Annotated in this window: 18 protein-coding genes and 2 pseudogenes; 17 read left to right on the forward strand and 3 right to left on the reverse strand. The window is 68.6% G+C overall.

Going from position 1 to position 11,505, the window contains the following annotated elements:
• Positions 1-10: 10 nt before the first annotated feature.
• From F3T56_RS19375 to F3T56_RS47955, 4 genes and pseudogenes are all read left to right on the forward strand, one after another.
• Positions 11-271 carry a hypothetical protein gene (locus tag F3T56_RS19375; RefSeq protein WP_149826434.1) on the forward strand — a complete coding sequence of 87 codons (261 nt, stop codon included), beginning with the start codon at positions 11-13 and terminating at the stop codon, positions 269-271.
• A gap of 83 nt (positions 272-354) precedes the next feature.
• Entirely contained in the window at positions 355-627 is a 273-nt protein-coding gene (locus tag F3T56_RS19380) for a hypothetical protein (RefSeq protein ID WP_149826435.1), read from the forward strand.
• 355 nt (positions 628-982) lie between these two features.
• A complete protein-coding gene (locus F3T56_RS19385; protein WP_149826436.1) occupies positions 983-1,471 on the forward strand; it encodes an Asp23/Gls24 family envelope stress response protein in 489 nt (162 codons plus the stop codon).
• Between the two features lie 356 nt (positions 1,472-1,827).
• Positions 1,828-2,217: pseudogene (locus F3T56_RS47955) on the forward strand (DUF5994 family protein); the annotation flags it as partial.
• Between the two features lie 204 nt (positions 2,218-2,421).
• Here the strand turns inward: F3T56_RS47955 and F3T56_RS47960 are convergent.
• Complete coding sequence (locus F3T56_RS47960) at positions 2,422-2,583, reverse strand: DUF5994 family protein (RefSeq protein ID WP_342786957.1); 162 nt, start codon at positions 2,581-2,583, stop codon at positions 2,422-2,424.
• A gap of 38 nt (positions 2,584-2,621) precedes the next feature.
• Between F3T56_RS47960 and F3T56_RS19395 the strand changes: the two genes are divergently transcribed.
• From F3T56_RS19395 to F3T56_RS19450, 13 genes and pseudogenes are all read left to right on the forward strand, one after another.
• Positions 2,622-3,218, forward strand: coding sequence for a DUF5994 family protein (locus tag F3T56_RS19395; protein WP_149826437.1), 597 nt, complete (start codon positions 2,622-2,624; stop codon positions 3,216-3,218).
• 10 nt (positions 3,219-3,228) lie between these two features.
• Positions 3,229-3,504 (forward strand): hypothetical protein, encoded by a 276-nt coding sequence (locus tag F3T56_RS19400; RefSeq protein WP_149826438.1) that lies wholly within the window; start codon positions 3,229-3,231, stop codon positions 3,502-3,504.
• Between the two features lie 52 nt (positions 3,505-3,556).
• Positions 3,557-3,883 (forward strand): STAS domain-containing protein, encoded by a 327-nt coding sequence (locus F3T56_RS19405; protein WP_246203700.1) that lies wholly within the window; start codon positions 3,557-3,559, stop codon positions 3,881-3,883.
• A gap of 295 nt (positions 3,884-4,178) precedes the next feature.
• Entirely contained in the window at positions 4,179-5,420 is a 1,242-nt protein-coding gene (locus tag F3T56_RS19410; RefSeq protein ID WP_149826439.1) for a PP2C family protein-serine/threonine phosphatase, read from the forward strand.
• Positions 5,421-5,785: 365 nt separating this feature from the next.
• On the forward strand, positions 5,786-6,211 hold the full coding sequence (locus F3T56_RS19415; RefSeq protein ID WP_149826456.1) for an STAS domain-containing protein: 426 nt from the start codon (positions 5,786-5,788) through the stop codon (positions 6,209-6,211).
• 95 nt (positions 6,212-6,306) lie between these two features.
• Complete coding sequence (locus tag F3T56_RS19420) at positions 6,307-6,879, forward strand: hypothetical protein (RefSeq protein WP_246203701.1); 573 nt, start codon at positions 6,307-6,309, stop codon at positions 6,877-6,879.
• 131 nt (positions 6,880-7,010) lie between these two features.
• On the forward strand, positions 7,011-7,631 hold the full coding sequence (locus F3T56_RS19425; protein ID WP_246203702.1) for an ANTAR domain-containing protein: 621 nt from the start codon (positions 7,011-7,013) through the stop codon (positions 7,629-7,631).
• Between the two features lie 78 nt (positions 7,632-7,709).
• On the forward strand, positions 7,710-8,426 hold the full coding sequence (locus F3T56_RS19430; protein ID WP_149826440.1) for a GAF and ANTAR domain-containing protein: 717 nt from the start codon (positions 7,710-7,712) through the stop codon (positions 8,424-8,426).
• 321 nt (positions 8,427-8,747) lie between these two features.
• A complete protein-coding gene (locus tag F3T56_RS19435) occupies positions 8,748-9,104 on the forward strand; it encodes a PRC-barrel domain-containing protein (RefSeq protein ID WP_124436376.1) in 357 nt (118 codons plus the stop codon).
• A gap of 38 nt (positions 9,105-9,142) precedes the next feature.
• The gene (locus tag F3T56_RS46250) at positions 9,143-9,313 is read left to right on the forward strand and encodes a hypothetical protein (RefSeq protein WP_172639022.1); all 171 of its coding nucleotides are present in this window, start codon (positions 9,143-9,145) and stop codon (positions 9,311-9,313) included.
• 226 nt (positions 9,314-9,539) lie between these two features.
• Positions 9,540-9,813, forward strand: a pseudogene (locus F3T56_RS19440) (IS110 family transposase); the annotation flags it as partial.
• A 248-nt stretch (positions 9,814-10,061) separates the two neighbouring features.
• A complete protein-coding gene (locus tag F3T56_RS19445; RefSeq protein ID WP_149826441.1) occupies positions 10,062-10,412 on the forward strand; it encodes an antitoxin VbhA family protein in 351 nt (116 codons plus the stop codon).
• Positions 10,409-10,981 carry a Fic/DOC family protein gene (locus F3T56_RS19450; RefSeq protein WP_149826442.1) on the forward strand — a complete coding sequence of 191 codons (573 nt, stop codon included), beginning with the start codon at positions 10,409-10,411 and terminating at the stop codon, positions 10,979-10,981. The genes F3T56_RS19445 and F3T56_RS19450 overlap by 4 nt, the downstream gene beginning before the upstream one ends.
• A 44-nt stretch (positions 10,982-11,025) precedes the next feature.
• Here the strand turns inward: F3T56_RS19450 and F3T56_RS19455 are convergent, their stop codons facing one another.
• Together F3T56_RS19455 and F3T56_RS19460 are read right to left on the reverse strand one after the other, a co-directional pair.
• Complete coding sequence (locus tag F3T56_RS19455) at positions 11,026-11,313, reverse strand: GNAT family N-acetyltransferase (protein WP_342786958.1); 288 nt, start codon at positions 11,311-11,313, stop codon at positions 11,026-11,028.
• Positions 11,256-11,505: hypothetical protein (locus F3T56_RS19460; RefSeq protein ID WP_246203703.1), on the reverse strand; the 250-nt coding region annotated here is incomplete at its 5' end. The genes F3T56_RS19455 and F3T56_RS19460, both read right to left, overlap by 58 nt.

The raw sequence follows: 11,505 nt of genomic DNA on the forward strand, positions 1-11,505 counted from the left end.
AGGGGTCACCATGAAGTCACCGGAACTGCCGTCGGCCGGGCACGCGGAGGTTCGTATCGTCGCCGCGGACCCGGAGGCGGCTCGCCATGTCGCGGAGATTCTCCGCCGTTGTTTCGCCGCCACCGAAGCGCGCAGCTACCCGGCAGGCGCTGACGGCGGAACACGCCTCCACCTCACCGTGGACACCACGCGCATGGCGGAGCCGGTGCGCTCCTGGCTGTTGACCAGCCAGTCCTCCCGGGACGATCACACACAGCCGGACGAAATCTGAGGAGACGCCCCTCAGCGGGGGAAGGTGGATACGGCCCCAGACGTCCGGGTTTCCGTCAGTGCCGGCACGAGAGGCAGGCGACCATGGCGACACGTCACGAGCGGCAGCACTACCGCGAGGCGATCATGAAGAGCCTGTACGAGGCCATCGAAGGCAATCGCCTCCTCGGCCTCACCGGGGCGCAGTTGCGCGAGGACCTGGCCATGCCCGAGGAGGACCTGGCCGCGGCCTGCACGTACTTGGCTGACGAGGGACTGATCCAGGTCGACTGGGCGAGAGGAAACACACCCGCGATGGTCACACTGAAGCACAAGGGGATCCAGCTCATGGAGACCGAGGAGAAGGACAGCGACTGACACGGCACGGGCCGCCCTCGGGGCTCCGTCCGGTCACGCGACGGCCATGTCCTCCCATATGACGAAATGACGTCCCGGGCATACCCTGGTGAGTGGGTCCGCGCACTCTCACGTGCAACGACCCGGAAGGGCGGCCCCGGTGTGTATACGCCGGGGCCGTTGCGTCACCGGCACATGCCACCGGGAGAAGGTGTGATCCACTCAGCTGTTTCTTCTGCTGCTCATCGGGGTGATGGTGGTGCAATGCCCGACATCGCTCACATGCCACTCGTCTGAGCGAGGTCGGGCACTCGCCGTCAGCATGAAGGAAGGGGCACGACAGGCTGCCTGTTGCGTCGGAAAGTGGTGACCGAAGATGACGGATACCGGACTGCCGAACCAGCCCGAGACCCCTCGCGCGGGATCATTGGGCGAGCGCGGCGGGAAGAGTGCGGGGGTGCCGCACGGAAGCGATCCGGGGTCGCGCGGCCATACAACGATCGCCGACGATGTGGTGGCGAAGATCGCCGGGCTGGCGGCCCGGGATGTGCCGGGCGTCCATGCGATGGGCGGTGGGTTCGCCCGTGGCATGGGGGCCATGCGTGAACGTATGCCCGGTGCCGGCGGGAAGTCCGTCACCAGCGGGGTGAAGGTCGAGGTCGGCGAGGTACAGACCGCGGTCGACCTGGAGATCGTCGTCGAGTACGGCGTCTCCATCGTCGAGGTCGCGGGCGACGTCAGAGAGAACGTGATCGCTGCCATCGAGCGGATGACCGGACTGGAAGTTGTCGAGGTCAACATCGCGGTCGGCGATGTGTATTTGTTCGGCGAGGACGAGGAACAACCAGAGCGGCGGCTCGAGTAATCGCTTGCCGGAGCCAAAGCGAGCAAGGAGCGCGCGACGGGTATGGCCGCGGTCGGCCTGTTCACCGGGATGGCGCCGGGTTCCGCCGGACGGTTCGCCGACGGTGAGGGCAGCTCGGCGACCTCTTCCACACCCGCGAGCAGCAACGGGCGGCGGTGAGACCAGCCGCTGCTCGGAGGACGACCGCCGACAAAAGTGAGCCGACGTCCAGGAGCGGTCCGTTCGGCCTCGTCGGGGAGCAGCGTGAATTCATCGGGAGCATTTCGCACACCGGCTCCGATGCCGGTGTCGTTCCCCAGTGAGCAACGACACCGGGCAGCCGCGCTCGCGCAGAGGTCCGGAGACGGGTTCGCGCGATGTCCGCGACCACCTCTCCTCCCCCGCTACGGGCCGTTCCCTTCAGGGCCCCGACCGCGCGCCTCGCGCTGAAACCCGTGAGTCCTTCACCAGGGCACGTCGAGCTGGACGGCGCCTGGTGGCCTCGGTCACCTGACCTGACACACGAACTCTCCGCTCTGGCGGGCGTACTGGATCCGCTGTGGGGACGGATCACCCATATCGCCGTCAACCCGCACTACTGGCCGACACTCCCGCGCAAGATCCTCGTCAACGGCCATGTGGTGGAGGTCGGTTGGTTCACGTCGGAGCAGGATCCGCACAAGATCCTGCTGCTGTCTTACACCGCGGGCCGCTGGGAACCCCTGGTGATCCCCCCGGAGACGGGCGCCCCCTCGGCCGCCCGGCTGATGGCCGCCGCGAGCGCGAACACCGGCCCGCCGACGACCGCGGCCGCCCTCAATGGCGGCGGAACAGGCCGGCGAAACTTCCTCGTCGTGCGAGGCCACCACGGGCCGGCCCGGCCGGCTGATCGCGGGGATCTGACGGTCGTCGTCGCCGAACCTGGCCGTCGGTGCCCTGATGATTCGCCGGGCAGTTCGTCGTGGGCCGGATCAGACGTGGCCACTTGCCGCGGCCGCCATGAGCGGTTCCGCGGCCTCCTCGCTGGTGTCCGGAGGCACGACCAGCAGGTCCCAGCGCCCCCGACCGGGGGCGAGCAGGACAATCGTGTGCGGGGCGGAGGCCGCCACGGTCCCGCGCAGTCGTACGACCACGGGCCGCCGTAGAGGCGGCCCGGAGACGGGTCCGCATCATGTCGGCGACCTTGCTTCCAACCCTGCCGCCCCCCGAGCCCGTCGCAGCCCCGGCCGCGCGTCTCGCCCTGAAGACCGACGGCACCTCCCGTGGACTCCTGGACGGTGCCTGGTGGCCCCGCTCCCGGGATCTGCTGAGCGAACTGCCCGCACTGACCGACGTGTTGGACCCCTTGTGGGGCCGCATCACCCGCATCGCCGTCAACCCGGAGCACTGGCCGGTCGTCCCCCGCCAGGTTCCCGTGGACGGCCATATCGTCAAGGTCGGCTGGTTCACCCCGGAAATCGACCCGCACAAGCTGCTGCTGCTCTCCTACAGCACCGGCCGTTGGGACCTGCTGGTCATCCCGCCCGAGACCGACGCGGAGGCGGCGGCCCGCCTGATGGCTGCCGCGTCCGACTACAACGGCCCGCCGCTGACCGCGAGCGCGCTCATCGCCGCGGACGAGGCCCGGCACGGCGTCTCCGCGACCGACGGGCCACTGGACCCCAACGAGGCGTGGGAGTACGAGGGAGGCGCCTCCGCGGTGTCCGCGGCCGTCCCGCAACAGCCCGGCCCGCCCAGTCGGGCCAGCCGCCTGATCATCGGTATGTGAGGCGGCTGCCATGAACGTCTTCCTGACGGCCGCCGCCTTCATCGTCCTCATCGCAGCGGCGGCATACGTGATCCACCGGCTCAACATCCAGCACGCCGACAGGATCGCCGTGCACCGGTACAGCGCCCCCCTGCCTGGCCGCCGCGGCCGCGGCACACCGCAGCCCCCGGTGGAACCCGGTCGGTCCGAGTCGCCGGCCACCGGCGAACGACGGGACCAACGCGACGGGGGCCGCGGCCGGTTCCCACCGCGCCGCCGCCGCAGCCGTACCACTCACCACAGGTGACCAGCCGGTTGCCGTCACCGGGCCATCGACTGCGCGAGGAGCGGACGGGCCCATGAACCGAGGCGTCATGACTCTTCCGCAGCTGAACATCTACCGGCACGACCGGGGCAGGCGAGCACTGATCACCCTGGCCGGCGAGATCGGCCCGGCCACCGCGCCCCGGGTGCGGACCGCTCTGGAGCGGTGCCTGAGTGACGGCACCACCGCCATCGACGTCGATCTGACCACCGTCGGCCCCTGCGACAGCAGCGGCCTGAGCGTCTTCCTCGACGCGTCGCGGCACGCCGCCGAGACCCACGCGTCCCTGCGGCTGCACCACCCGTCCCCGCAGACCGCGCGGCTCCTCGCGGACAGCGGCTCCGATCTTCTGCTCCTGTGAGGGCTACGGGAGAGATGTGGTGCACAACGGGACGGAGAGTCGTCTGTTCCGACCGTGTGTGACATGCCGCGTCTGGCGTAATGGGCTGTTCGGCGTGGCCCGCCGCGTCACTCTGTGCGGGTTGATCGCGGTCGTGTCAGGAGCCCATGTGTGCAGATCACGTGAGCGGGTCGAGCGCATCCGCCGTGACCGCGGGACGGACCGCGCGGGTCGGTGCGGGCGCTGGACTCGCGGTACGGGGTGAGCATGGACACGGCGGCCGAAGCTTCGACGACGCCGGTGCGGGAGTGCGGTTATGGCGGAAGGTGAGCGCCGACCCGACGAGGGCGTGCTGGACCGGTCGGAAGGGTTCGGTGAGCGGCTGCTGGGGGTGCTGCTGGACCGGGCGCACGAGATGCCGCCGCAGCTGATCGCCCCGCTGATCGCGGAAGAGGTGGCCAGGGTCGGGGGCCGCGACGTCTCGATCCTGCTGCAGGACTATGGCCAGCTGGTGTTGGTGCCGCTGCCGGGTCGGCGGCTCATGGTCGGCGAGCCCGAGCCGATCGGTGACTCTCCCGCCGGCACAGCCTTTCTGCACGCGACCACTGTCGAGGTGCCGCAGTCCGACGGCGTCCGGATGTACCTGCCGTTGCTGGACGGCAGCGACCAGGTGGGCGTGATGGCCCTCACCCTGGACACCGTCGATGACGACGACCGGCGGCTGCTGCGCAGGCTCGCCGGCCTGGTCGCCGACATGCTGGTCACCAAGCACAGCTACACCGATCAGTTCTTCCGCGCCCGGCGCCGCGAACCGATGAGCGTGGCCGCGGAGATCCAGTGGTCCCTGCTGCCGCCGCTGGCGATGTCCGTCCCGCAGGTCGCGGTGGCCGGAATCCTGGAGCCCGCCTACGACGTCGCAGGCGACAGCTTCGACTACGCCCTCAACGAGGACATCCTGCACGTGGCCATGGTCGACGCGATGGGCCACGGCCTGGACGCCGCCACGATGGCGACCGTCGCCGTCGGGGCCTACCGGCACGCCAGACGTGCCGACATCGGCCTGTCCGAGATCTACACGTTCATGGACCGGGCCATCGCCGAGCAGTTCGGGCCCGACCACTTCGTCACCGCCCAGATGATGCGTCTGAACATCGCGACGGGCCACCTGCAGTGGGTCAACGCGGGCCACCCCGCACCGCTGCTGATCCGTGACCACGAGGTCGTCCGGCAACTGGGAGGCCCGACCACCTTGCCCGTCGGCTTCGGCGGTGAAGAGCCCCGGATCAGCCGGCAGACGCTCCAACGCGGCGACCGAGTGCTGTGCTTCACCGACGGCCTGATCGAGGAGCACGAAGCCGGCGAAGAACAATTCGGCGAAGAACAACTCATCCACTGGGTCAACCGCATCGAACACACGGAGAACGGAGTACGAGCGGTCGTGCGCTCACTCTCCCACGCCCTGAAGCAGCAACGGGGCGGCCGCACCACCGACGACGCGACCCTCTTCCTGATCGAATGGCGAGGGGGCGCCGCCGACCACCTCGTGCTCCTGGAGTGAGCCGACAACCGCACGACCGGCTCCGCCATGCGAACCACCACGTGTGTTGGACCGTCCATATCCCGGGATTGGGCTGCTTCCGACCGTCCGTCACACGATGCGAGGACTACGCTGCTGTGTAGACGTCCCAGACCCCGGCGGCATGCTGTTGCTGAACACAGATGGCTGCGGGGTGCGGACTCTTCGTCTGTCACCCGGCGCTTCCCTGGAGGGAACCGGGTGGGTCCTCTGTCCTGCTGCGCAGGCTGTCGGACCGGCCGCGGCTCTGCCTCCGCCGAAAGTACGCCCCTGCCGGGAGCGCGCCCAGGGTGCCGGAACTCCGGCTCACCGTGCCGCTGCCGGATGGTCTTCCGAACCGAGGCGTCATGCCCCTCTCACAGCTCACCGTCCACCGTCATGACCAAAGGAAACAGGCGCTGATCACCTTGTTTGGTGAGATCGACCTCGAATCCGCGCCGTTGGTGCGCGAGTCCCTGGATCGGTGCCTGCGGGACGGTATCCGCACCATCGACGTCGACCTCACCCCCGTCACCTTCTGCGACTGCAGCGGACTCAACACATTCCTCCACGCCGCGCAGCAGACCACCGTGGCCGGTGGGACCCTGCGACTGCACCATCCGCCGACGACGCTGGTTCGGATTCTCGACCTGGCCGGCTGCGGGTTTCTGCTCCTCGGCCTTCCGTTCGACCACCTGCCGCCTCCTGTCGGCGACACCCCGGCCGCGCCCCGGCCGGCCCCGCCGCACCGGTCTGTCCCGGCTGCGCCTGTTCTCTCGGGCGATGTGCGATGACGGCCGAACCCGGGCGCGGACAGTCACGGAAGTCAGGGGACGGCGAGCCGTCCGACCTGGCTCCGGTGCGGTTGCGTCGACTGAACCGTTGGCTGGTGGAGGACCTGCGTGAGGAGTTGTCGGGGCTGTATGTGGAGTCCCGCGCAACGCCGCCGGGTGATCCATACCGCCGTCCCAGCCGCCAGAACTTCCTCAACCGTCTCACCGTGGACATGCGCCGACCGGGATTCGCCATGGTCATCGCCGAGACGGACAGCCTGAGGGGATGCGCCTTCGGATTCCCGGTAGGTCGCGACGGCTCCTGGTGGCTCGGCTTCGACGGAGCATTGCCGCGCAGCATCGAGCAACTCACCGCGTCCGGCAACGTCTTCGCGTTCAGCGCCATCCTGATCCGGCCGCACCCCCATGACCGGGAACTCGCCCGCCGTGCGCAGGAGCGGCTGCTGACCGACCATCAGTCATCGCTCGGCGCCACCCTGGTGGACCGGGCCGATCGCCCAACCCTCGCTGCGCTCCACTCCTGGGGGTGGCTGGACATCGGAGAGCTTCGCCGGCCGGCGGGCGCCACCACGTTCCGCGCGCTGGTACTTCCCTTCGGGGAACGCACCACGGCGAGACTGGAGGGCCTTGTCGTGATGCCCGGAGACGGTGGCCCCAGTGAGGTCTGACAGGCGGTCGACCCGCATTCAGATGCTGGTGGCCGAGCAGGCGATCCGACGAGGTGCCCGTGTGAGTGTGGTGGACGTATGCACCGCTGCGGTGGCCGCGCTGCCGGTCGGGGGGGGCCGGGCTGTCGGCGATGTCCAAGGCCGCGGTGAGTCATCCGCTGTGCAGCACCGACGACATCAGCGAGCAACTGGAAGAGCTCCAGCTCACGCTGGGCGAGGGGCCCTGCGTGGACGCCTTTGTACGCGGCTCGGCCGTCCTGACACCCGATCTGCTCGCCACTGAACTTCAGGATCACTGGGCCGTGTTCGCCGACACGGCCCTGGAAGCCGGGGCCCGCGCGGTGTTCTCGCTCCCCCTGCAGAAGGGAGCGATCAGCCCGGGAGTTCTGGACCTGTACGCCAACATTCCGACCGTACTGGACACGGAGGAACTGGCCGACGCACTGGCGTTCGCCGATCTCGCGACGCTGCTCCTGCTCGACACAAGGATCGACGAGACGGGCGCGCCGACCGGCGGGCCGACGCCGGACCGCGGCTTCGAGGACCTGGGCGCCTACCGAGCGGAGATCGACCAGGCCAGCGGGATGCTCACTGATCAGCTCGGAGTCGGCATCGAAGAAGCCTTCGTGCGGCTCCGCGCCTACGCCTATGCGCAGGGACGCCGGCTCGCGGACGTGGCCGCCGACGTGGTGGCCCGACGGCTTCGTTTCTCCCCGGACGCGGAGCCCGATCAGGCCGAGGAGGAAACCTGACGTTCGGTCCCGGCCGAGGAACGTGCCGTACTTCCCGCCCCTTCGGGCAGGGACTAGTCTCAATCGAGGGTGCCCACGATGGACCAACAGCTTCTGGCCAAGACCTTCGTCGAGCTGGCCGACAATCTGGTCGCCGACTTCGACCTCATCGATTTCCTGCGCCTGCTGACCGACCGCTGCGTCAGTATGCTCGACGCGAGCGCCGCCGGGGTGCTGCTCGCCGACCGGGACGGCGAACTCCGCGTCATGGCCGCCTCCGACGAACAGGTGCGCCTGCTGGAGCTCTTCCAGCTCCAGAACGACGAAGGCCCCTGCCTCGAGTGCTTCCGCACCGGTGTACCGGTGATCATCCACGACCTGACCCGGGAGGTCGACCGCTGGCCGCGTTTCGTCACGGTGGCCCACCGCATCGGATTCGGAGCCGTCCAGGCCCTGCCCATGCGCCTTCGGGACGAGACCGTGGGCGCCCTGAACCTCTTCCGCGCCGCCCCCGGACCCTTCGACCCGGCCGCCACACTCATCGCCCAGGCGCTGGCAGACGTCGCCACCATCAGCCTGCTGCAACAACGCACCGCTCAGCGCAGCACAGTGCTCAACGAACAGCTGCAGACGGCGCTCAACAGCCGGGTACTGATCGAACAGGCCAAGGGGAAACTCGCCGAACGCCAGGACATCGACATGGAGCAGGCGTTCACCGCGCTGCGCGGCTACGCCCGCGCCCACAACCGGCGCCTGGCCGATGTGGCCCGCGCCCTCATCGACAGCTCCGAACCCCTCACCGGTCTGGGGTCCTGACCCACGCCTTGCCGGAGCCCGCTACTGCTCTGCACCGTCCTCGATCAGACGGCGCTGGAGTTCCGGTCATGACGTGGACCGCGCGCGTCAGGGCGGTGTGGGTCTTGGTCCAACTCCTGCTCGATGAACAGCATCCGCGGCGCCGGAACGCTTCATCGGCATGCCTGTCGACTACCACGTTCGGAACCCTTGCCGCGCGAGGGCGCGACGTAGAGATTCCCGGATAACCTGGAAGAACAAAGGGCTACCGGGCTCAGCGGGCTGCGACTGCCCGAGGGGGCGGCTCGCACCGGCCCGGATCAACGGCTCAGGAGGCAAGCCATGATCCATTCAGCCGATATCCGCGAGTGGCGCAACCGCAGCGTCGTCGACCCGAAGGGCCACAAGATCGGCGTACTCGAAGCGGTCTACGTCGACACCACCACCGACGAACCGGCCATGGCCACGGTCCGCACCGGACTCCCCACCCGCCACCACCTGGCCTTCGTACCCCTCGACGAGGCGACCCTCGGACCGGACTACGTCAAGGTCTCCTACACCAAGACGCTGGTGAAGAAAGCGCCCTCGGTCGGTATGGACGACATCCTGCCCGCCGAGTCGGAGGAAGCGATCTTCCAGCACTACGACATGCCCTACCAGACGGGCGCAGGCGGCGAGCGGCAGCTCGCGCGCCGCTGATCGCCCGCGCTCAGCCACCCAAGGGAGGCATACGCGTCATGGCCCTCTTGCTATTTCTCGTTCTGGTCGCCGTAGTGCTGGGAATCATCGGAGTGGCGGCGGAGGGGCTGGGCTACCTACTGATCATCGGCATCGTGATCCTTGTGGCTGCGCTGGGCCTCATCGCCGTCCGCTGGTCCCAGCGCACCAGTCACCGCCCCCTCCGATAACGAACGACACCCTGTACTCCGTAAAAGCCCAGCCGTTGGGAGCCGTTCGGGAGCCGACCCGCTCCCCGAGCCCTCCCACACACCACCCGAGACCCACCAAACCCAACGCCGGCTGATGCCGGTCCGGGACGCTGGTGGGGTTCGTTCCGGCCGAAGCCGATTGCTCTGTGATGCCGGTGAGCTCGCAGGTCAGCGTGGCGCTGAGGGCCGTCCACGGGAACCGTGGAGTGTTGCTGTGACCACGACCTGGGGCTCGACCACGAACGCCATGCTCGCCCTGCGGGATCATCCGCTCGCTGCCGAGGTCACACTCGTCGTGATCGAGGCGACCTCGGACTGCTGGAAGCCGTTCTACTATCTGCTGGCCAAGGACCTGAACGTGATCCTGGTCAACGCCCGGCAGGTCAAGACTGCCCGGCCGCAAGACGGACGTCTCCGACGCCGCCTGGCTGTCCCAGCTCGGCGCCCATGGCCTGGTCATTCGACCCGGATTCGACCCGGGAAGTTTGTTCAGCGCGAAAACACAGCCTCTGACCTGCGAAAATAGAGAGCGGCAGACGAGTCGGGCTGTACGCCGGGGAGAATCACCGCAACGCTATGACCTGCACAAACGTGCAGGGACGACGTTTCCCTGGCTACCTTGATGGCTACGTGAGGAGGCCTTCAGGGCCGCCCGGGGCGGGACACTCACCGGAATCCGTACTAGAATCTGTACAGAATCAAGCCTCTATATGGGTACGGTGACAGCATGGAGATCCCTGAGGTCGTGACCGTCAGTGACGCGCGCGCGAGACTGTCGCGGATCCTGACCGACCTGTCGGAGTCCGGCGCGGATGCCGGCCCGGTCCTGATCGGCGCCCACCGCAAGCCCCAGGGCGTCCTCCTGTCCGTCGAGGCCTTCGAGGCGCTGAGCGGCCGAGCGGCACGACGTGCGGCCGTCGCCTCGGCCACCGGCTCCATCGAGGCCGAGGGGCTCCAGGCCTCCGCGGCCTCCGACCGCGACACCGAGGCGTACGTGAAGGGCGACCTCGACGCGGACACCCTTGTCGCCCGCGCGATCGCCCGCCACCGACAGACTTCGGAGCGGCGGGCAGGGTGAACGATCCGTACGCCATGCCCAACGGCGTGCTGCGCAACAAGCTCGGCATCACCGACCGTCAGCTGCTCGATGCAGCGGAGGCGGACATCACCCGGGCGCGCCTCGTCATGCTCGCCGAACGCCCGCTACCCGGCGCGTACTACCTCGGCCATCTCCAGGCGTTCCATGCCGCGATCTTCGGCGACATCTACCCGTGGGCAGGCGAGTTACGCACCGTGAACATCGCCAAGCGCACACCGTTCTGCCCGGCGAGAAACCTGGTGTCCTACGCCGGAGAGGTCTTCGGCCGTCTCGCCTCCTCCGGTCATCTGCGGGATCTCCCCCGGCAGGAATTCGTCATCCGACTGGCCGAGCTGTACGGCGACATAAACGTCCTCCACCCGTTCCGCGAGGGCAACGGCCGTGCCCAGCGGGCGTTTCTGGCCCAGCTCAGCGCCGACACGGGATACGCCCTGAACTGGTCGGGCATGGACCCCCAGCACAACGAGGACGCCTCAGTGAAGAGCTTCCTCGGCGACAACAGCCTGTTGGAGCAGATACTCGACGAACTCATCGCCACCACGGGCTGACACCGCCGCCACCGGCAGGCGCGACACCCGGTGTGTAGAGCGGGTCAGGCCGAAACGGCGTGCGCCGGTTCCCTGATGACGCCGGTCCCTGTCTCCAGCCGGTAGACGATCTTTCCGTCGAGTTCGGCGAAGCCGAGTTCCCGGTAGAACGATCGGGCCCCCTCGTTCTCACGGTCGGTCATCCACTCCAGGCGACTGCATCCCGGCCGCTCCTCGGCGATGCCGCGGAGCTTCCTCATCAGCGCCTTGCCGACTCCCTGCCGAGCTTTTCGATTCAGCCGTCGTACTGAAAGCGCGCCGACTCGCCGAGCACCGAGCGAGCGCTCTCGCAGTCGGCCAAGCGGGCTGCCACCGTGGCCACGGCGAGGCGTTCCGGGAGGGCGGCGGAGAACTTCAGGCCGCGTACGGCCCGGCGGTCCACGTCAGGCAGGACGAGGTTCTCGCCGACGTTCTCACCTTGGCGTTTAACGTCGCAGGTCACCCGACCTGCTGATCTGCGGTTCTTTCCAGGACAGCGGAGGCGG

The sequence above is a fragment of the Streptomyces tailanensis genome, assembly GCF_008386495.1.
Lineage (GTDB): Bacteria > Actinomycetota > Actinomycetes > Streptomycetales > Streptomycetaceae > Streptomyces > Streptomyces tailanensis.

Coding starts and splice junctions, on each gene's coding strand:
- F3T56_RS19375 (WP_149826434.1), top strand. CDS start 11: ATGAAGTCACCGGAACTGCCGTCGGCCGGGCACGCGGAGGTTCGTATC.
- F3T56_RS19380 (WP_149826435.1), top strand. CDS start 355: ATGGCGACACGTCACGAGCGGCAGCACTACCGCGAGGCGATCATGAAG.
- F3T56_RS19385 (WP_149826436.1), top strand. CDS start 983: ATGACGGATACCGGACTGCCGAACCAGCCCGAGACCCCTCGCGCGGGA.
- F3T56_RS19395 (WP_149826437.1), top strand. CDS start 2,622: ATGTCGGCGACCTTGCTTCCAACCCTGCCGCCCCCCGAGCCCGTCGCA.
- F3T56_RS19400 (WP_149826438.1), top strand. CDS start 3,229: ATGAACGTCTTCCTGACGGCCGCCGCCTTCATCGTCCTCATCGCAGCG.
- F3T56_RS19405 (WP_246203700.1), top strand. CDS start 3,557: ATGAACCGAGGCGTCATGACTCTTCCGCAGCTGAACATCTACCGGCAC.
- F3T56_RS19410 (WP_149826439.1), top strand. CDS start 4,179: ATGGCGGAAGGTGAGCGCCGACCCGACGAGGGCGTGCTGGACCGGTCG.
- F3T56_RS19415 (WP_149826456.1), top strand. CDS start 5,786: ATGCCCCTCTCACAGCTCACCGTCCACCGTCATGACCAAAGGAAACAG.
- F3T56_RS19425 (WP_246203702.1), top strand. CDS start 7,011: ATGTCCAAGGCCGCGGTGAGTCATCCGCTGTGCAGCACCGACGACATC.
- F3T56_RS19430 (WP_149826440.1), top strand. CDS start 7,710: ATGGACCAACAGCTTCTGGCCAAGACCTTCGTCGAGCTGGCCGACAAT.
- F3T56_RS19435 (WP_124436376.1), top strand. CDS start 8,748: ATGATCCATTCAGCCGATATCCGCGAGTGGCGCAACCGCAGCGTCGTC.
- F3T56_RS46250 (WP_172639022.1), top strand. CDS start 9,143: ATGGCCCTCTTGCTATTTCTCGTTCTGGTCGCCGTAGTGCTGGGAATC.
- F3T56_RS19445 (WP_149826441.1), top strand. CDS start 10,062: ATGGAGATCCCTGAGGTCGTGACCGTCAGTGACGCGCGCGCGAGACTG.